Raw genomic sequence first — 17,573 nt, forward strand, 5'->3', positions numbered from 1 at the left:
TGCCGCGCGGCACCGAGCGCCTGCGCATCACGCCCTCGCCCTTCCACGACGAGGCCCGCATCGCCAAGCTCACGGCAGCGCTGGCCGAGACCTGGGACACGCTCGACCTGCCGCGCGCCGGAACGGTCTTCGTCGAGGCGGCGGAGTAGGGCGCTCATACGATGTCCGATCGATCGCTTCGCGATCGGCAGACATCCTCGTCGCTCAGGCGCCGCGGGCTGGCTGATACGCCGGCCGCTGTGATCAAGCGGCCGGCGTATCAGACCTCCAGAACCATGCCGTCCTCGGCCGCCTCGTAGCGGCCGGCGGGATCGTGGGCGATCATCTCGGGACTCATGTGGGTGAGGAGGAGGCGCCTCGGCCGGATCTCGGGCAGGCGCGCCGCGAGCGTCGCCCAGCTGAGGTGGAACTTCACCGCCCGCTCCACCGTGTAGCTCTCGGCGATCAGCAGATCGGCCTCGCGCCCGAGCGGCACCAGGGCTTCGACCCACTCGGTGTCGCCGGTGTAGCTGAGCACCTTGGCCCCCGCCTCGATGCGCAGGCCGAGCGACGGCGCGCCGGACGGGTGGCTCACCCCCTGCGGCGTGACGGCGACCCCGCCGATCTCGGCGCGCAGGCCGGCCTCGATCTCCACGATCTCGACCGCGAAGGCGCGCTCCGCGTCGCCGGAGCCCGGAAAGAGCGCCTCCATGGCGGCCCGCAGCCGCTCGCCGGTGCCCTTCGGCCCGGCGATCACGAGGGGCGCGGTGCGCCGGCTCACGAGCTGCCCGTCGAGGATGAGCCAGGGCAGGCCGCCGAAATGGTCGCCGTGCAGATGCGTGAGGAACACAGCACCGATCCCGTTCGGCTCGACCCCGAACCGGCGCATCGCGATGAGCGCCGAGGCGCCGCAATCGACGAGGAACGTCGCCTCCGGCACGCTGACGTGGAAGCAGGTGTTGAAGCGCCCGCCCGAGCCGAACGCGTCCCCGCAGCCGAGAACCTGAACCCGCATCGCGCCGTCTCCTCCCGCCGGTGCGCCCGCCAGCGTCGGCCCGCGACCCGCCCGCCGTCAACGCCTGCGAACGCCGATTGCCTCCGCGCCCCGGATAGGCTGTGACTCGCCCTCGACGAATCAAGGCACAGGGGGCAGGGACGATGTCGGGGGGTCACGGGGCCGTCGAGGGCTCGAACAAGCGCGTCGCGCTGCTGATCTCGGTGCTGGCCCTGTGCCTCGCCTTCAGCGAGACCGCGGGCAAGGGCGCGCAGACGGAGGCGCTCGGCGCCAATGTCGAGGCCTCGAACCAGTGGGCCTACTTCCAGGCCCGCACCATCCGGGCCACCGTCCTGAAGACCGCCGACGAGGCGCTTGCGCTGCTGCCGCCCGGCGCGAACGAGGCGGCCGTGCAGGCCAAGCGCGCCGAGTGGGGCAAGACCCTGGCGCGCTGGGAATCCGAGCCCTCGACCGGCGAGGGCCGCAAGGAGCTCGCCGAGAAGGCCAAGGCCAGCCAGGAGAGGCGCGACCTCGCGCTCCACCGCTACCACCATTACGAGCTGGCCTCCGCCGCCTTCCAGATCGGCATCGTGCTGGCTTCGGCCGAGGTGATCACGGGCATCGCCGCCCTCGTCTTCGCGGGAGGCCTGCTCGGGATCGCCGGCGTCGCGATGCTGGGCTTCGGCTTCTTCGCGCCGCACGCCCTGCACCTGTTCGGCTGATCCGGCGTCCGCTCGATCCCTTCGGTGCCGGTACGGGGTTCCAACTTCCCCCTCATCCTGAGGTGCCGCAGCGCAGCGGAGGCCTCGAAGGAGGGCTCCAGGGAGCGCGGGGGCCGCTGGAGCCCTCCTTCGAGGCCGCTGGCGCGGCGCCTCAGGATGAGGTCGTGGGCGGGACGCTCAACGCCGAACCGAAGGGATCGCGCGGATGCGGTGTGAGACGACGATCCCGGACCGTCGTGATCACGGCGGAGTTGATCGGTCCCGCGGCAGCGGGGCGGCTGGACGGGGGGCACATCCTCCTATCTCATCCCGCGATAGGGTCGCGTCGGAGGAGACGCCGGGATGGTCGAGGAATCCGACGGGAACGGGCGTCTGACGCGGATCTCCGCCTTCATCTTCCTGCACACCGAGCACGCGATCTACGCCGCGCTCGGGCTGCTCCTCGCGGTGACGGCGATCCTGGCGCTGATCGACGCCGCGGGCCTGACCTGGGAGGCGCTCCACGCGCTCGGCGGCGCACAGCAGCTTCTCGAGATCGTCGACCGGCTGCTGTTCCTGCTGATGCTGGTCGAGATCCTGCACACGGTGCGGGTCTCGATGCGCTCCGGCAAGCTCACCTGCGAGCCCTTCCTGATCGTGGGCCTGATCGCCTCGATCCGGCGCGTCCTCGTGATCGCGCTGCAATCCTCGGAGATCATGCACGCCAAGGAATGGTCGGCCGAGAAGGAGGCGCTGTTCCGCGCCTCGATGGTCGAGCTCCCGGTGCTCGCGGGGCTGATCCTGACCATGGTGGTGTCGATCTTCCTCCTCCACCGCGCCCGCGACGACGATCGCCCGGCCGGCGAGGAGGAGCCGGGACCGGAGACGAGGGGCGCCTGAGGAGCCGCGCGCGCCGCGCCTGTCTCACGTGAAAACCGGTCGCCGGCCCCTCAGTTCAGCCGCAGGATCGCGGCGTTGAGGATCGTCGCGAAGGCGACCCAGGCGGCGTAGGGCACGAGGAGCCAGGCGGCGAGCGCGTCGAAGCGGGCGGTCAGCCGGATCGTCCACAGCACCATGACGAGGAGCGCCACCACGACGACCAGGGCCGTCCCGATCGCGTGGGCCGTGAAGAAGACCGGGCTCCACGCGGCGTTCAGCGCGATCTGCACCAGGAAGACGACGAGCGCGAGCCACCAGCCCCAGCGAGAGGGGCCGGTCTGCGGCATCGCCCCGAGGAGGCGCCAGAGCGCGACCGCGATCATCGTGTATAGGATCGTCCAGGCGACCGGAAAAACCCAGTTCGGCGGGTTGAAGCTCGGCTTGCTCAATCCCTCGTACCAGGTCGGGATGTTCTCCTGGGTCGAGACCGAGCCGAGATAGGCGGTGACGGCGACTGGCAGGATCGCGGCGGCGAGGCGCGCTGAGGCCGCCAGGGCCGGTCGCGCGGGGAGGTCGGTGGCGGTCGTCATCGCGGGCGATCCTTCATGGCGGGCACTTCCCGGGTTGCGGCGCCGGCAGGGGCGTGCCAGGCGGCGAGCCTGCTGTCCGGGACCGACGGAGACCGCCATGCCTCAGCTTAACGCGCCGGAGACCGCCGCGGGTCAGGATTCGGAGCCGGAAAATCGGCCCGGAACCGGATTCTCGAAGCGCAGCCTCGCGGCGCAGGCGATGGGCCGGATCGACCCGGTGACGCGGGCCGTGGTGCCGCCGCTCCACGTCTCGACGACCTTCCTGCGCGATCCCGACAACGCCTACTCCTCCGGCTTCTCCTACGCGCGGCCCGACAATGCGACCGTGCGCGAGGCCGAATCCGTCATCGCCATGCTGGAGGAGGCGGGGGCCGGCGCCTACCTCTTCGGCTCCGGCATGGCGGCAGCGACCGCCGTGTTCACGGCGCTCGAGCCCGGCAACCACGTGGTGGCCCCGAAGTTGATGTACTGGGGGCTGCGCCGCTGGCTCCGCGAGGAGGCGCCGCGCCGGGCCCTCGCCGTCGATTTCGTCGATGCCGACGACCTCGGGGCGCTGCGCGCCGCGATGCGCCCGGGCCGGACCAGGCTCGTCTGGATCGAGACGCCCGGCAACCCGCTCTGGACGATCACCGACATCGCGGCCGCCGCCGACATCGCCCACGCGGCGGGCGCCCGGCTCGCGGTCGATTCCACCGCCGCCTCGCCGATCCACTCGCGGCCGCTCGACCTCGGTGCCGACATCGTGATGCACTCGGCCACCAAGATCCTGAACGGCCACTCGGACGTGGTGGCGGGCGTGCTGGCGGGAGCCCGGGCCGACGCGTTCTGGGACCGCATCGGCGCGATCCGGGCGAACGGGGGCGCCATCCTCGGGCCGTTCGAGGCCTACCTGCTGATGCGGTCCCTGCGCACCCTGCCGCTCAGGGCCGCCGCGCAGGCGGCGGGCGCCCTCGATCTCGCGGAGCGCCTCAAGGCGCACGCCCTCGTGGCCGGAGTGCTCTATCCGGGGCTGCCGGACGATCCCGGCCACGCCGTCGCGGCGCGCCAGATGCGGGGCGGCTTCGGCTACATGCTGTCGATCCGGGTGGCGGGCGGCGAGGCGGCCGCGATCGGCACGGCCGCGCGGGTGCGCCTGTGGAAGCGGGCCACGTCGCTCGGGGGCGTCGAGAGCCTGATCGAGCACCGCGCCTCGGTGGAGGGGACGGGCACGCCCTGCCCGCCGGACCTGCTGCGGCTCTCGACCGGGATCGAGGACCCGGCCGACCTCTACGCCGATCTCGACGCGGCCCTCCGGGCCGCCCATGCGGAGGCGGGGCGCACACCCGGCTGATGCGCGCTCCCGGACATTTTACGCAGCGATCGTGCTGATCTGCGCTCCCGCGCGTTGTGCCGGTGCCTCTCCCCGGCGCCGGTCGCCGCTCTCCGAGGACGCACCATGACGAATCCGAGATCGTTCCTGGCCGGAGCCGGCGCGCTCGCCGCCCTCGCGCTCCTCGCCGGCCCCGCCGCCGCCGCCGAGGGACCGCCGAAGCTCGACATCGACGCGACCTGCAAGTCGGCCGCCACCGCCGATGTGAGCGGCAGCGACAATGCCAGCGTCGAGGGCTGCCTGCGCTCCGAGCGCGAAGCCCGCAAGGAGGCTGAGCGCCGCTGGGGCGACTACACGCCCGCCGCCAAGAGCCAGTGCGAGAAGCAGTTCCAGGCCGGCGGCTACCCGTCCTACGTCGAGATGGTGACCTGCCTCGAACTCGCGAGCGGCACGGTGCCGACCCAAGCCGATGGCGACCGCCGGGCCACCGGCGGCGCGGGCGCCCCGCGGCGGCCCGCGGGCAGCCGCGAGCGGGATTCGGGCAACCTCTCCAGCGAGCCCTCGCCGAGCCAGCGCACCGACCCGATCGAGGTCCTGAACAAGTAGGTGCGCCGCCTCGCCGGCGCCGGCAGCGGCCCGGTCGGCCGAGGCCTCATACCGTCGCCGCTCGATCCCTTCGGTTCGGCGTTGAGCGTCCCGCCCTCGACCTCATCCTGAGGCGCCGCGCCAGCGGCCTCGAAGGAGGCGTCCAGCGGCCTCTGCGCTCCCTGCAGCCCTCCTTCGAGGCCTCCGCTGCGCTGCGGCACCTCAGGATGAGGGGGAAGTTGGAACCCCGCACCAGCACCGAAGGGAGCGAGCGACGCCGCATCAGGCTTCGTCGGCGGTGGCGAGCCAGACGGCGGGCTCCGCACCGCGCGGGGCCGGGCGCGCCGGGGCGGGGGCGTTGCGGCTCTGGGCGAGGTCGGCGAGCTCGGCGGCCTGCGCGGTGTCGTCGGCGGTGAGGAACAGGCCGCGGTCGCGGGCGCGGCGCCCGAGATCGACGCGGCTCGTCAGCACGCTCTGGGCCGGGCTCGTCAGCAGCGCGAAGGCGACCGGCGCCATCCAGAGGGCGAGCCAGAGGTTGCCCGCATAGAGCAGGATCGCGGCGAGCAGGGCGCCCGCCACCAGCGCGTCGGCCTGCAGGCGGCAGGCTTCCGCCCAGGGCACCCGGCGGTCGTCGCGCACCTGCGCGTCCCAGCGCACCACGCGCCCGATGAAGGTGGACAGGACCGCGCCCGAGGAGAACAGCGTCATCACGGGCCAGAGCAGCACCCAGATCACCTGCTCGAGCGCGGCGCTCTTGAGGAGCGAGGCGGTGCCGCCGAAGGCGGCGCGGCGCTCGGGCGAGGCGAGCGCGTGGCCGAGGCTCAGGAGCTTCGGCAGCGCCAGCACCGCGACCGTGAGGGCCGCGAGCGCGTGGGCGGCGGCGCCCGAGCCGGTCAGCCCGTAGGCGAGGAGGCCGAGATCGCCGCTCCTCGCCGCCAGCAGGGTCCCGGCCGCCAGGAAGGCGATCCAGAGCGGCAGGACGCAGTACGACAGGATGCCCACGATGAGGTGCCAGCGGCTCGCCGCGTGCAGGCCCGGCATCGGCACCACGCGCAGGTGCTGCATGTTGCCCTGGCACCAGCGGCGCTCGCGGCCGAGCAGGTCGACGAGGTTCGTCGGCATCTCCTCCCAGGTTCCGCCCATCTCGGGCAGCAGGCGCACCTCCCAGCCGGCGCGCCGCAGGAGCGCGCCCTCGACGATGTCGTGGCAGAGGATCTCGCCGCCGAGCGGCGCCCGGCCGGGCAGCACCGGCAGCCGCGCGTTGTCCGCGAAGGCCTCGATGCGCAGGATCGCGTTGTGGCCCCAGTAGCTCCCGTCCGGGCCCTGCCAGGTCTCGAGGCAGCGCAGGGCCAGCGGCGCGTAGAGGCGCACCGCGAATTGCTGGACGCGGGCGAACAGGGTGTCGCGGCCGGCCGCGTAGGAGACGGTCTGGATCAGCCCGACGCGGGGGCTCTCCTCCATCAGCCGCACGAGGCGGCGCATGGCGGCGCCGGTCATCAGACTGTCGGCGTCGAGCACGATCATGTGGTCGTACTCGGCCCCGTAGGTCTCGCAGAACTCCGCGATGTTGCCGGCCTTGCGGCCGAGATTCTCCCGGCGCCGCCGGTAGCGGAAGCGCGGGATGCCGGGGCCGGCGGCCCGGCGCCACGCCTCGATCCGGGCGAATTCATGCTCCTCCACCGCCGCGATCGCGCCGTCGCGGGTATCCGAGAGCACGAAGATGTCGATGTCGGAGCCGTCGCCGCCCTCGCGGGCGAGCGAGCGGGCCATGACGCGCAGGCCCGCGAAGACCGCGACCGCGTCCTCCGCGTGGATCGCCACCACGGCCGCGGTGCGGCTGACGCCGCTGGCGCGGGCCGGCACGGTCTCGGAGCGGCGCTCCAGCGCCGACTTCGCCCGGTCGCCGAGGAGCGCGGCGGCGAGCCCGTAGACGTATTGCCACGCCACGAAGGATTGCCACGCCATCACCAGGCAGAACAGGGCGAGCACGCTGCCCGCGAGCCAGCCGGTCGCCGGGCCGTAGGCCTCGACGGCCAGGAGCGCGATGGCGAGGGCGGTCGCGAGCGAGGGCAGGGCCAGGGCGAGGCGGCGCCAGCGCAGGGAGGCGCCGCGGCCGCCCGGCTGCCAGGATTCGGCGCAGGGCGCCTCGGCGGAGAGCTCTGCCGGCAAAGGCTTGGCAGACGAGGGCTCGGCAGGCATGGGCTTGGCAGGCATGGGCTTGGCCGGAGGCGCCGTGTCCGGCAGAACCTCGACGGCCGGGGCGGCGTGCGGCAACGGTGTGGTGGACATGGGGCGGGTGAAACTCAAGCGTGGGGGGACACCGAACCCGTCACCGGAGACCTGAGAGCCGATGAGCGAGCACACCGAGGGACGCGGCCGAGGTACGGGGCAGGGAGGCCCTGGATCTGCCGTACGCGATCATGACGACACGGCCCCCCTCTCGCGTCGGTCCGTGCTGCGCAACGCCTTGACGGCATCCGCAGCAACGCTTCTACCTAGCGCGATCGACCTGAATGTCGCCAGAACGAAGGCGGAGGGCGCGATCCGCGGGCGGGACGCGCCGATCACCTTCGCGGATGTGGCGGCGCAGGCCGAGCAGCGGGCGGCAAGCCCCTACGCGCCGCCCCCCGAGGCCCTGCCGCCGGAGCTCGCGAACCTCAGCTACGACGGCTACCGGGCGATCGCCTACCGGCCCGCCGAGAGCCTGCCGCTCGGGCGCCGCTTCTCGGCGCAGCTCTTCCATCGCGGCTTCCTGCAGCGCAAGCGCGTCGACCTCTTCCTCCAGCCTCGCCAGGGGGCCCCGAGGGCGCTCGCCTACGAGGCGCGCCTGTTCGACCTCGGGCCGGGGCTGGCGGGCCGGAGCTTCCCGCCGGATCTCGGCTTCGCGGGCTTCCGCCTGCACTACGCCTTCGGCGACGCGTCCGGACCGCAGGAGGAGTTCCTCGTCTTCCTCGGCGCTTCCTATTTCCGCCTGCGGGGCCGGGGCCAGGAATACGGGCTCTCGGCGCGTGGCGCCGCCATCGGCACCGGCGCGCCGGGCGGGGAGGAATTCCCGGATTTCGTCGCCCACTGGATCTGCGAGCCGCAACCCGAGGCGCAGAGCCTCACGGTGCTGTCCCTCCTCGACAGCCCGAGCCTGTCCGGCGCCTTCCGGTTCGAGGCGGAGCCGGGCGACCCGTCGCGGCTGCGGGTGACGGCCTCGCTCCATCCGCGCAAGCCCATCGCGCAGCTCGGCCTCGCGCCGCTCACCAGCATGTTCCTGCACGGCCAGAACGGGCCGGGCGCCCGCGACGCCACGGCGTTCGACGATTTCCGGCCCCAGGTGCACGATTCGGACGGGCTCCTGGTGGAGACGCCGGGCGACCGGCTCTGGCGCCCGCTCGTCAACGGGCGGAAGGGCCCGCAGATCTCGGCTTTCCGGGCCGAGGCGCTCAACGGCTTCGGGCTCCTGCAGCGCGAGCGGCGCTTCGCCGCCTATCTCGACGTGCAGGCCCGCCACGAGGCCCGCCCCGGGCTCTGGGTCGCCCAGGCCCGCCCCGAGCGGCAGGCCTCCGCCGAGGCCGTCGCCGGCCCGCGCGGCTTCGGCCCCGGCGCGGTGCAGCTCTTCGAGATCCCCTCGCGCGAGGAGTACATGGACAACGTCGTGGCGGCCTTCGTGCCGCGCGAGGCCGCAGCCCCCGGCCGGGCGCTCGCCCTCGACTACACGCTGACGACGGTGGGGGCCGAGCCCGCGCCGGTTCTGCCGGGCGAGCTGGCCCGCGTGGTCTCGACCCGCGTCGGCTCCGCCGAGCGCCTGCGCCCGACCGAGCCGCCGAGCCCGGAGCGGCGCCTCTACGTGATCGATTTCGAGGGGCCGGGCCTGCCGGCGCAGCCCGAGGCCGACATGGCCGCGGAGGTCTCGGCGAGCGCGGGCCGGATGATCGAGCCGGTGGTGGAGCGGGTGCCGCAGACCGGCGGCTGGCGCCTCTACGTGGAATGGCGCCCGCCCGCGCCGATGCCGCCGGGCGACATCGTGCTGCGCGCCCGCCTGGTGCGGGGCAACCGGCCGGTCAGCGAGACCTGGGACGCGGTGGCCTAGCGCACGATGCGCAGAAGCCGGGGCCGGCTTTACGAGGACGTCGCGCGACGGCGAGGCAGGAGATGGCTCAGGCCGGGCGGAGCACCGGATCCAGGCGCTTGCGCAGCCGCGCCGCGCCGTGGGCCTCGGCGAGCCGGCGGCGCGCCGCGTGGACGGGCGGGGCCTCGCGCTCTGCGCAGGCCGCGGCGATCGCCCGCAGGGTCGCGGCCACGGAACGGGCGAGGCGGCCCTCGTCGGACGACGTGCCCGCCTCGGGCGCGGCCGCGCGGTCCGGCGCACCGGCCCCGTCGGATCCCGCTCGGGAATCCAGTTGGAAATCCGCTCGGGAATCCGATTGGGAATCGATGTCGAGCATGACGGCCCCTCGGTCCTGTCGAACCCTCGCCCTCTCGCGGGGCGGTTCGCGGAGGATCGGAGCGGTGCTTGTCCGCAACAAGGCAGCTTGGCCGTAAGCGGTGAGGAGGGGTGCGCCGCGGCCGGCCGGCGCCGCCGACCCCGCGCTTCGGAGATCGTCGCGGGGTCCCGCTCGAGGGCCGTCTCAGCGCGCGGTGCCGACCGCCGCCACCGCCAGGGTGAAGTCGAAGGCCTCCGCGATGCTCTCGTGCCAGAGCGAGAAAGGCGTCGGCCGCGCGAGGTGGAGCGCGCCCTCGGTCTCGGGTCCGACCGGGTGCAGAGCCGCGCCGAGCTTGGCGGCGAGGCCCCGCATCGGCCCGTTCCGGCTCAGGCAGCGCACGTGCAGGTCGCTGACCCCGCGGTTGCGCGCAGCGTGGGTGATGCGGGCGAAGAGCGCCGCGCCGAGGCCGTTGCGCCGGAAGGCGCGCTCGACCGCGAAGGCGGCCTCGGCGTCCGGCCCGAGCACCCGGCCCGGCGGTCGCGGGCCGGCCGGGCGCAGCTCGCCGAGGCCCCGCAGGGTCCCGTCCACGAAGGCGCCGAACATCAGCCCGTCGGCCGTGACGGCGCTGGCCGCGTAGGCCCGCACGCCGGCCTCGCTCACCGCTCCCATGAAGCGGTTGGCCCGGGTCTCGGGGTCGAGACGCAGGAAATAGTCGACGATGGCCGCGCGGTCGCTCGGCCAGAGGCGCCGGACGCTCACGGGTCCGATCGCGGCGGGTCGGGGCATTGCCATGCCGGTCTCCAGTTGATCGAGGCAGTCGGCGCCCTCGTCCTGAGCAGCCTCGGGACGAGGGGATGAGGGGTGGATGGGATGAACGGCTCAGTCCGGTCCGGATCCGATCCGGGCAGACCTCGGCCCGCTCGGCGCGGAGAGGCGCTGCCGCACCGAAGCGATCACGCGGCAGCGGCGTCACTTGCCGATGCAGAAGCCCGAGAACAGGCGGTCGAGCATCTCCTCGACCCCGACCTGACCCGCCACCTCGCCGAGCGCCCGCACGGCGAGGCGCAGGTCTTCGGCGACGAGTTCGGGCGGCAGCCGGTCCGCGCCGGCCAGAACCCGCTCGAGATGGGCGAGGCAGCGCGCGAGCGCGTCCCGGTGCCGCTCGCGCGTGATCAGCGCGTCGCCGCCCTCGAGCGCGGCCTCCGCCTCGGCCCGGATCGCGTCGAGGAGCCGGTCGAGGCCGGCGCCGGTCAGCGCCGAGACGGCGAGGCCCTCGCCCGGCGCCCCGGCGAGATCGGCCTTCGTGCGCACCGGCAGACAGCGCGCCCCGGCGGAGAGGGGCGGCGAGGCCGCCCCGTCCGGCGGGACCAGCCGGAGGACGAGGTCGGCGCTTGCCATGCGCCGGCGCGTGCGGGCGATGCCCTCGGCCTCGATCGCATCCTCGGTCTCGCGCAGGCCCGCCGTGTCGACGAGGATCACCGGCAGGCCGCCGAGGTCGCAGCGCACCTCGATGGCGTCCCGCGTCGTGCCGGGCTGTGCCGAGACGATGGCGGCCTCGCGCCGGCTCAGCGCGTTGAGGAGGGTCGACTTGCCGGCGTTCGGCGGCCCCGCGATGACGACGGTGAAGCCCTCGCGCAGCCGCTCGCCGCGGCGCTCGTCCGCGAGCGCGGCGGCGATCTCGTCGCGCAAGGCCAGGGCCTCGTCGAGCAGCCCGGCGTCGAGCGCGGCCTCGTCGACGTCGCCCTCGTCGGAGAAGTCGAGGGCGGCCTCGGCCCCCGCCAGGCACCCGATCGCCCGCTCGCGCCAGGCGGCGACCTGGCGGCCGAGCGCGCCGTCGAGCTGGCGCAGGGCCTGGCGCCGCTGCGCCTCGGTCTCGGCGTCGATCAGGTCGGCGATGCCCTCGGCCTCGGTCAGGTCGAGGCGCCCGTTGAGTACCGCCCGGCGGGTGAAGGCCCCGGCCTCGGCCGGCCGGCAGCCCGGGAAGGCGGCGAGCGCCCGGATCACGCCGGCCCGCACCGCGAGGCCGCCATGGAGATGGAGCTCCGCCATGTCCTCGCCCGTGACGGTGGCGGGCCCCGGCAGGAAGGCGACGAGGGCCTGGTCGAGCACCTCGCCGTCCGCAGGGTCGCGCAGGGTGCGCAGCGACAGCCGCCGGGGCGGGGGAAGCGTGCCGCCGAGCGCCGTCAGCAGGGACGCGCAGGCCGGCCCGCTGACCCGGATGACGGCGATCGCCGCCCGCCCGAAGCCGCTCGCCGGCGCGAAGATGGTGGTTCCGCTCGTCATGCGCGGGCCCGTGTCACGGCCGCCGAACGGCAGAACGCCGGAGCCTTCGCCCCGGCGTCTTCCGCAACGCGTTCCGTCGGTCGGTGCCGTCAGGTGTTCGCCGTCAGGTGTTCATGGAGTCGAAGAAGTCGCCGTTGCTCTTCGTCTGCCGCAGCTTGTCGAGCAGGAACTCGATCGCGTCGGTGACGCCCATCGGGTTGAGGATGCGGCGCAGCACGTAGGTCTTCTTGAGCGCGTCGGGCGGCACCAGCAGCTCCTCCTTGCGGGTGCCGGAGCGGGTGATGTCGATGGCCGGGAAGATGCGCTTGTCCGAGACCTTGCGGTCGAGGATGATCTCGGAATTGCCGGTGCCCTTGAACTCCTCGAAGATCACCTCGTCCATGCGCGAGCCGGTGTCGATCAGCGCGGTGGCGATGATGGTGAGCGAGCCGCCCTCCTCGATGTTGCGGGCCGCGCCGAAGAAGCGCTTGGGGCGCTGGAGCGCGTTGGCGTCGACGCCGCCGGTCAGCACCTTGCCGGAGGAGGGCACCACCGTGTTGTAGGCGCGGCCGAGGCGCGTGATGGAATCCAGCAGGATCACCACGTCGCGCCCGTGCTCGACGAGGCGCTTGGCCTTCTCGATCACCATCTCGGCGACCTGGACGTGGCGGGTCGCCGGCTCGTCGAAGGTCGAGGCGATGACCTCGCCCTTCACGGAGCGCTGCATGTCGGTCACCTCCTCGGGGCGCTCGTCGATGAGCAGCACGATGAGGTAGCACTCGGGGTGGTTCAGGGTGATCGACTGCGCGATGTTCTGCATCAGCACGGTCTTGCCGGTGCGCGGCGGCGCCACGATGAGCGCGCGCTGGCCCTTCCCGATCGGCGAGACGATGTCGATGATGCGGGGCGAGAAATCCTTGCGGATCGGCTGTTCGAGCTCGAGCTTGAACCGCTTCGTGGGGAAGAGCGGCGTCAGGTTGTCGAAATGGACCTTGTGCTTGATCTTCTCCGGGTTCTCGAAGTTGATCGTGTTGACCTTGAGGAGCGCGAAGTAGCGCTCGCCGTCCTTCGGGCCCCGGATCGGGCCCTCGACGGTGTCGCCGGTGCGCAGGCCGAAGCGGCGGATCTGCGTCGGCGAGATGTAGATGTCGTCCGGCCCCGGCAGGTAGTTCGAGTCGTTCGAGCGCAGGAAGCCGAAGCCGTCCTGCAGCACCTCGACGGTGCCGGAGCCGATGATCTCGACCTCCTTGGCAGCGAGCTGCTTCAGGATCGCGAACATCAGCTCCTGCTTGCGCATGGTCGAGGCGTTCTCGACCTCGACCTCCTCCGCGAAGGCGATCAGGTCGGTCGGCGTCTTCGACTTGAGATCTTGGAGCTTGACCTCGCGCACGCCGTCGAGATCGGCGGCGACGATGGTGCCCTCGGTCGTCTGATCCGCGGGGGCCAGGGCATCGTGGTGTGACGTCATGGAGTGTGTGAGACCAACGAAGAACGAAGGTGGACGGGACGGGGGAGCGTTGTGTGCGCCGGGCGCCTGTGGCGCCACGGGTCGGGTCGCGCGTCGTCGGCGGACCCGTGCATCGTCTTGGCTGAGCCCTCACGGCTCACGGATGCGATACGGCGCTTATAGGAGGGCACAGCGTCCATACCGCGTTTCCATGCCCGGCTCAAGTCCCGGAGCGCTACGGCACGCCCACGCCCAGGATCTGCACGGGAATCCTCAGCGCCGGCGCAGCCGCACGTAGAGGGCACCGCCGCCGCCGTGGTGGCGGGCCGCCTCCTCGAAGCCGAGGACCACCGGGCGCAGCTCGGGCGAGCGCAGCCAGTGCGGCACGCTGCGGCGGAGCACGCCGCGCTCCGAGAAGGCGTCGTCGAAGCCCGAACCTCCCAGGCCCGCACCTCCCAAGCCGGCACCGCCCTTGCCTGTCACGACGAGGACATGCGCGTGCCCGGCGGCGCGGGCGCGCATCAGGAATCCGACCAGCGCGGCATGCGCCTCGGCCTGGACGAGGCCGTGCAGGTCGATGCGCGCCTCGATCGGCAGGCTGCCGCGGCGCAGCCCCAGGCGGGCGCGCCGCTCGAGGCCGGCCGGCGGCGAGGGGGCGGGCCGGGGCGCCTGGTAGGGGGCGGCCGTCGGCGGGGTCGCGGCCTTGACGCGCTTCGGCGGCGGCTTCGCGACCGCTGCCGAGACGGGAAGCCCGGCCGCGGGCTTGGTGGTGGGCTTAGTGGTGGGCTTGGCGGGCGGCGTCTCCGGCCCCGGGGCCGGATGGGCGCGCCCGCGCAGCGGCGTCACGAGGCGCGCGATCTCGGCCCAGAGGCGGGCCTCCTCGCCGGAGAGGAGGCGCGGGCGGCGCGGCCGTCTCATGCGCGGGTCCTCATACTCGCATCCTCACGCGGGTCCCTCACGGGGCCGCGCCCGCGCGGGGCTTCGGGAGCAGGACGACGAAGCCGACCGGGTCGCGCAGGTTGCCGGCCGCGACGCCGGCGCCTTCGCCGGTGCCGAGATAGAGGTCGCCCCGCGCCGGCCCGACGATGGCCGAGCCCGTGTCGGCGGCCACGACCAGGCGCCCGGCCTCGCCGGGCTCCGCGCCCGGAAGCCGCCCCTCGAGCCAGAATGGCAGCCCGTAGCGCCAGAGCGCGGCGTCGACGGCGAGGCTGCGGCCGGGCGCCAGCGCCGCGCCCGCCGCGCCGGGCGGACCGAGGGCGGGGTCGGCGATCTCCGCCCGGCGGAAGAAGATGTAGGAGGCGTTCATCCGCATCAGGCGGCGCGCCTCGTCCGGATGCGCCCGCAGCCAGCCGGTCCAGCGCGCCAGCGTCAGCCCCTCGAGGGGCAGGTGCCCCTCGCCGACGATCAGCTTGCCGACCGACGTGTAGGGGCGGCCGTTGCGCCCGTCGTAGAGCAGCCGCACGGCGCTGCCGTCCGGCAGCCGCACCCGCCCCGAGCCCTGCACCTGCAGCACGAACAAATCGACCGCGTCGCGCAAGTAGAGGATCGGGCGCGCCCGGCCCCCGAGCGCCCCGTCCTCGATCGCGGCGCGGTCGGGATAGGGCTCGAATCCGCCGCCCGCCGCGCGGGCGGCGCGCAGGGCGGGGTCGAGGCCGGGCCGGGTCTCGCCGGGCGCGAAGCTGACGAGGTCCTCCGGCCGGGCCAGGACGGGCGCCGTGTAGCCGGGACCGGGCTCGGGCGAGCCCTCGAGCTCCGGCTCGAAATAGCCGGTGAGGAAGCCCGCCCGCCGCTCGGGCGCCGCGCCGTCGGCGGGGCGCACCACCCGGTAGGCCGAGAAGGCGCGGCCGAAGAAGGCGCCGGCCTCCGCCGGCCCGACGCTGCCGGCGGCCCGGCAGGCCGCCGCGAGATCCTCGGCCGAGCCCGCGACGCCGTCGGGCACGGGGCCCTGCGGCGTCGCCGCGCAGGTCCGGCGGAAGGCCTCGAGCGCCGCGGCGGGGTCGCGGCCCGGAAAGCCCGCGAGCGCGCCGGGCGCCACCGGCTCCAGAACGGCCTCGCCCACGCGAAGCGGCCCGGCCGCCGGGGCGGCCGAGCCGGGATGAATTGCGGGAGGGATCAGGAGGACGGACAGGAGGGCGGCCCATGCGGCCGCACTACTCCGGGATGTCAGGATCCGCACGGCACGCGCGTCAGCTTCCGGCTTCCGTGGCGACGAGCTGCCAGTTCGGATCGCGGCTGCCGAGGGTCCGGGCGAAGGTCCAGACATCGGGCACCTCGACCACGGTCTCGGCGCTCCCGTCGACGACGGCGCCCTCCTGGTTCCGGGTGGCGGTGATGAGGTTCGAGAGGAAGCGGACCGTGATCTGCGCCACGCGGTTGCGCACGTCGACCGCGACGATCTCGGCCTTGTCGAGCGACACGAAGGTGGTCTCGACGGTCTGGCGCGCCTTCTCGCGCTCGCCGATCGCCCGCTCGAAGCCTTCCCCGACCTCGCGGGACAGGAGCGAGCGCAGCGTCTTGCGGTCGCCCTTGGCGAAGGCGATCACGATCGTCTCGTAGGCCCCCTTCGCGCCCTCGATGAAGGCGCGCGGATCGAAGCTCGGCTCCACCTGCACGATCGCCTCGAGGCCGCGGGCGACGTCGGAGCCCGGCTCCGCGATGCCGCGCCAGTCCCGGGCCTCCGTCGCGACGGCCGCCTGACCGCGATCGGCCGCCTGCGCCCGTTCGGCGCCCGGCAGGCGCACCACGTTGTCGCCGTCGCTGCGGCCGGCCGGCGGCTCGGTGCGGCTGCGGTCGATCGGCTTGAAGGGCGAGCGCTCGGCGCCGGTCTTCTGGCCGAGCACGGAGCGCAGGCGCCAGATCACGAAGACCGCGAGCGCGAGGAAGATGATGGTCGTAATGTCGAAGGTATCCTGCATCACCGATCCGCTGGTGGCCGCCGCGCGCGCTCGAGGGTTCGAAGTTCCGCCGCAGCGCCCTTTAGCCGACCCCTGCGCAAGGATCGAGCCGAAGTTCGTAGGGCGCGACCCTCGCTATACCGGGCATATGGGGCGATTTGGCGAAGGGTTCCAGGCAGGCGCCCACGAGATCGGCCCGCAAGGCCGCACCGAGCCCGCGGGAGCGCCTTCCGACGTTGCGAGCGCCCCCGCCGGCGGCGGCGCCGCAGCCATTCAGGACGGGCCGGGGCGAGCGCCGCGACCTCTGCGGACGGACCTGAATCCCCCGCTGGTCCTCTGTGGCAAAGGTCTGCCCGGATTCGATCCGGAACCGATCAGGGCCGCCCGCCCCCACCCGCGCCCTCATCCTGAGGCGCGCAGCGCAGCGGAGCCTCGAAGGAGGCTTCCAGGACTCATCGCGGCATCTGGAGCCCTCCGTCGAGGCCGGGCCGCGAACCCGGATCCGGCGGTCCCGAGCCTCGGCATCTCGCTTGTTCCTGCCCGGTGGGCATGTTAGCGCGCTCCCGCGCCGGGCGTCACGGGACGGCTTCGGCCCTGCACCGCCGGACGCGCGAGCGTTCCGCGATCGGGCGCCCGCGACAATCCCGGCCGCACCAGACCATCGTCGCGGCCGCACCAGACGATCTTCGAGGAGGATGAACCGCCATGGCCGACTCTCCGGCACCGAACGGCAACGGTGGCGCCACGGCGCAGCCCGACGACATGCCCGCCATCAACGCGCTGGCGCAGTACGCCAAGGACCTCTCGTTCGAGAACCCGAACGCGCCGCGCTCGCTCCAGCCGCAGGAAGGCCAGGGGCCGCAGATCAGCATCCAGGTCAACGTCAACGCCCAGCAGCTCGCGGAGGCCGATTTCGAGGTCGAGCTGACGCTGGAGGGCGACGCGAAGATCAACAACGAGGTGCTGTTCGCCTTCGACCTGAAATACGCCGGCATCTTCCGCATGCGCAACATCCCGCAGGACCAGCTGCACCCGGCCGTGATGATCGAGTGCCCGCGCCTGCTCTTCCCCTTCGCGCGCCAGATCGTCGCCGAGGCGGTGCGCAACGGCGGCTTCCCGCCCCTCTACATCGACCCGATCGATTTCGTCGGCCTCTATCGCCAGAAGGCGATGGAAGCTCAGGCGCAGGGCGAGAATCCGCTCGCCTCGTAGATCGGCCGCGGCGACGGCCCCGCGCAGGCATTCCCGAGACGATCGGCCGCGGCGGCGGGCGCCGCCGGGGTTTTTCCTCGCAGCCCCGGCCGCGCGCGTCGCCGCCGGGGTTTTTCTTGACCTTCGCGCTCCGCGCACGATGTGCGCCAAGCTTTCGCTGCGCCTGCCGGCCGGTCACCCGGCGTCCCCTCCTCATCGTCTTTCCGAATTCATGCTCGCGACCACGCATCTTGGCCTGATCAACGTCTTCATTGGTGACATCCAGGGGGGCTTGGGGCCGTTCCTGGGGACCTGGCTTGCGGAGACGGC

The 17,573-nt window shown here is 73.5% G+C and carries 16 protein-coding genes and 1 pseudogene; 7 read left to right on the forward strand and 10 right to left on the reverse strand.

Features of this window, described 5'->3' with window-relative positions:
- Positions 1–149, forward strand: a pseudogene (locus WDW90_RS27620) (5-aminolevulinate synthase); the annotation flags it as partial.
- Between the two features lie 110 nt (positions 150–259).
- Here WDW90_RS27620 and WDW90_RS27625 read toward each other — a convergent pair.
- Complete coding sequence (locus WDW90_RS27625) at positions 260–994, reverse strand: MBL fold metallo-hydrolase (RefSeq protein WP_336490717.1); 735 nt, start codon at positions 992–994, stop codon at positions 260–262.
- 143 nt (positions 995–1,137) lie between these two features.
- Between WDW90_RS27625 and WDW90_RS27630 the strand changes: the two genes are divergently transcribed.
- Both WDW90_RS27630 and WDW90_RS27635 read left to right on the forward strand, forming a co-directional pair.
- Positions 1,138–1,695: a DUF4337 domain-containing protein gene (locus tag WDW90_RS27630; protein ID WP_336490718.1), complete on the forward strand. Its 558-nt coding sequence runs from the start codon at positions 1,138–1,140 to the stop codon at positions 1,693–1,695.
- 342 nt (positions 1,696–2,037) lie between these two features.
- The gene (locus WDW90_RS27635) at positions 2,038–2,574 is read left to right on the forward strand and encodes a phosphate-starvation-inducible PsiE family protein (RefSeq protein WP_336490719.1); all 537 of its coding nucleotides are present in this window, start codon (positions 2,038–2,040) and stop codon (positions 2,572–2,574) included.
- 50 nt (positions 2,575–2,624) lie between these two features.
- On the opposite strand, the gene WDW90_RS27640 is transcribed toward WDW90_RS27635, so the two are convergent.
- A complete protein-coding gene (locus tag WDW90_RS27640) occupies positions 2,625–3,143 on the reverse strand; it encodes a TspO/MBR family protein (protein WP_336490720.1) in 519 nt (172 codons plus the stop codon).
- 97 nt (positions 3,144–3,240) lie between these two features.
- Here WDW90_RS27640 and WDW90_RS27645 point away from each other — a divergent pair, with 97 nt between their 5' ends.
- Entirely contained in the window at positions 3,241–4,473 is a 1,233-nt protein-coding gene (locus tag WDW90_RS27645) for a trans-sulfuration enzyme family protein (RefSeq protein WP_431311134.1), read from the forward strand.
- Between the two features lie 105 nt (positions 4,474–4,578).
- On the forward strand, positions 4,579–5,058 hold the full coding sequence (locus tag WDW90_RS27650; protein ID WP_336490721.1) for a hypothetical protein: 480 nt from the start codon (positions 4,579–4,581) through the stop codon (positions 5,056–5,058).
- A 261-nt stretch (positions 5,059–5,319) separates the two neighbouring features.
- Here the strand turns inward: WDW90_RS27650 and mdoH are convergent, their stop codons facing one another.
- Complete coding sequence (gene mdoH, locus WDW90_RS27655; protein WP_431311136.1) at positions 5,320–7,236, reverse strand: glucans biosynthesis glucosyltransferase MdoH; 1,917 nt, start codon at positions 7,234–7,236, stop codon at positions 5,320–5,322.
- Positions 7,237–7,387: 151 nt separating this feature from the next.
- Between mdoH and WDW90_RS27660 the strand changes: the two genes are divergently transcribed.
- Positions 7,388–9,115, forward strand: a complete 1,728-nt coding sequence (locus WDW90_RS27660; protein WP_431311135.1) for an OpgD/OpgG family glucan biosynthesis protein — start codon at positions 7,388–7,390, stop codon at positions 9,113–9,115.
- Positions 9,116–9,182: 67 nt separating this feature from the next.
- On the opposite strand, the gene WDW90_RS27665 is transcribed toward WDW90_RS27660, so the two are convergent.
- From WDW90_RS27665 to WDW90_RS27695, 7 genes are all read right to left on the reverse strand, one after another.
- Positions 9,183–9,470, reverse strand: a complete 288-nt coding sequence (locus WDW90_RS27665) for a hypothetical protein (protein WP_336490722.1) — start codon at positions 9,468–9,470, stop codon at positions 9,183–9,185.
- A 183-nt stretch (positions 9,471–9,653) separates the two neighbouring features.
- Entirely contained in the window at positions 9,654–10,241 is a 588-nt protein-coding gene (locus WDW90_RS27670; protein WP_336490723.1) for a GNAT family N-acetyltransferase, read from the reverse strand.
- Between the two features lie 177 nt (positions 10,242–10,418).
- Positions 10,419–11,732, reverse strand: coding sequence for a tRNA uridine-5-carboxymethylaminomethyl(34) synthesis GTPase MnmE (mnmE, locus tag WDW90_RS27675; protein ID WP_336490724.1), 1,314 nt, complete (start codon positions 11,730–11,732; stop codon positions 10,419–10,421).
- Positions 11,733–11,835: 103 nt separating this feature from the next.
- Positions 11,836–13,179 carry a transcription termination factor Rho gene (gene rho, locus WDW90_RS27680; protein ID WP_336490725.1) on the reverse strand — a complete coding sequence of 448 codons (1,344 nt, stop codon included), beginning with the start codon at positions 13,177–13,179 and terminating at the stop codon, positions 11,836–11,838.
- 252 nt (positions 13,180–13,431) lie between these two features.
- The gene (locus tag WDW90_RS27685; RefSeq protein ID WP_336490726.1) at positions 13,432–14,076 is read right to left on the reverse strand and encodes a Smr/MutS family protein; all 645 of its coding nucleotides are present in this window, start codon (positions 14,074–14,076) and stop codon (positions 13,432–13,434) included.
- Between the two features lie 37 nt (positions 14,077–14,113).
- The gene (mltA, locus tag WDW90_RS27690) at positions 14,114–15,274 is read right to left on the reverse strand and encodes a murein transglycosylase A (RefSeq protein ID WP_336490732.1); all 1,161 of its coding nucleotides are present in this window, start codon (positions 15,272–15,274) and stop codon (positions 14,114–14,116) included.
- Between the two features lie 70 nt (positions 15,275–15,344).
- A complete protein-coding gene (locus tag WDW90_RS27695) occupies positions 15,345–16,073 on the reverse strand; it encodes a Tim44/TimA family putative adaptor protein (RefSeq protein ID WP_336490727.1) in 729 nt (242 codons plus the stop codon).
- Positions 16,074–16,757: 684 nt separating this feature from the next.
- Here WDW90_RS27695 and secB point away from each other — a divergent pair.
- On the forward strand, positions 16,758–17,264 hold the full coding sequence (gene secB, locus WDW90_RS27700) for a protein-export chaperone SecB (protein WP_336490728.1): 507 nt from the start codon (positions 16,758–16,760) through the stop codon (positions 17,262–17,264).
- The last annotated feature ends 309 nt before the right edge of the window (positions 17,265–17,573 follow it).

It is taken from the genome of Methylobacterium nigriterrae (genome assembly GCF_037106235.1).
GTDB lineage: Bacteria > Pseudomonadota > Alphaproteobacteria > Rhizobiales > Beijerinckiaceae > Methylobacterium > Methylobacterium nigriterrae.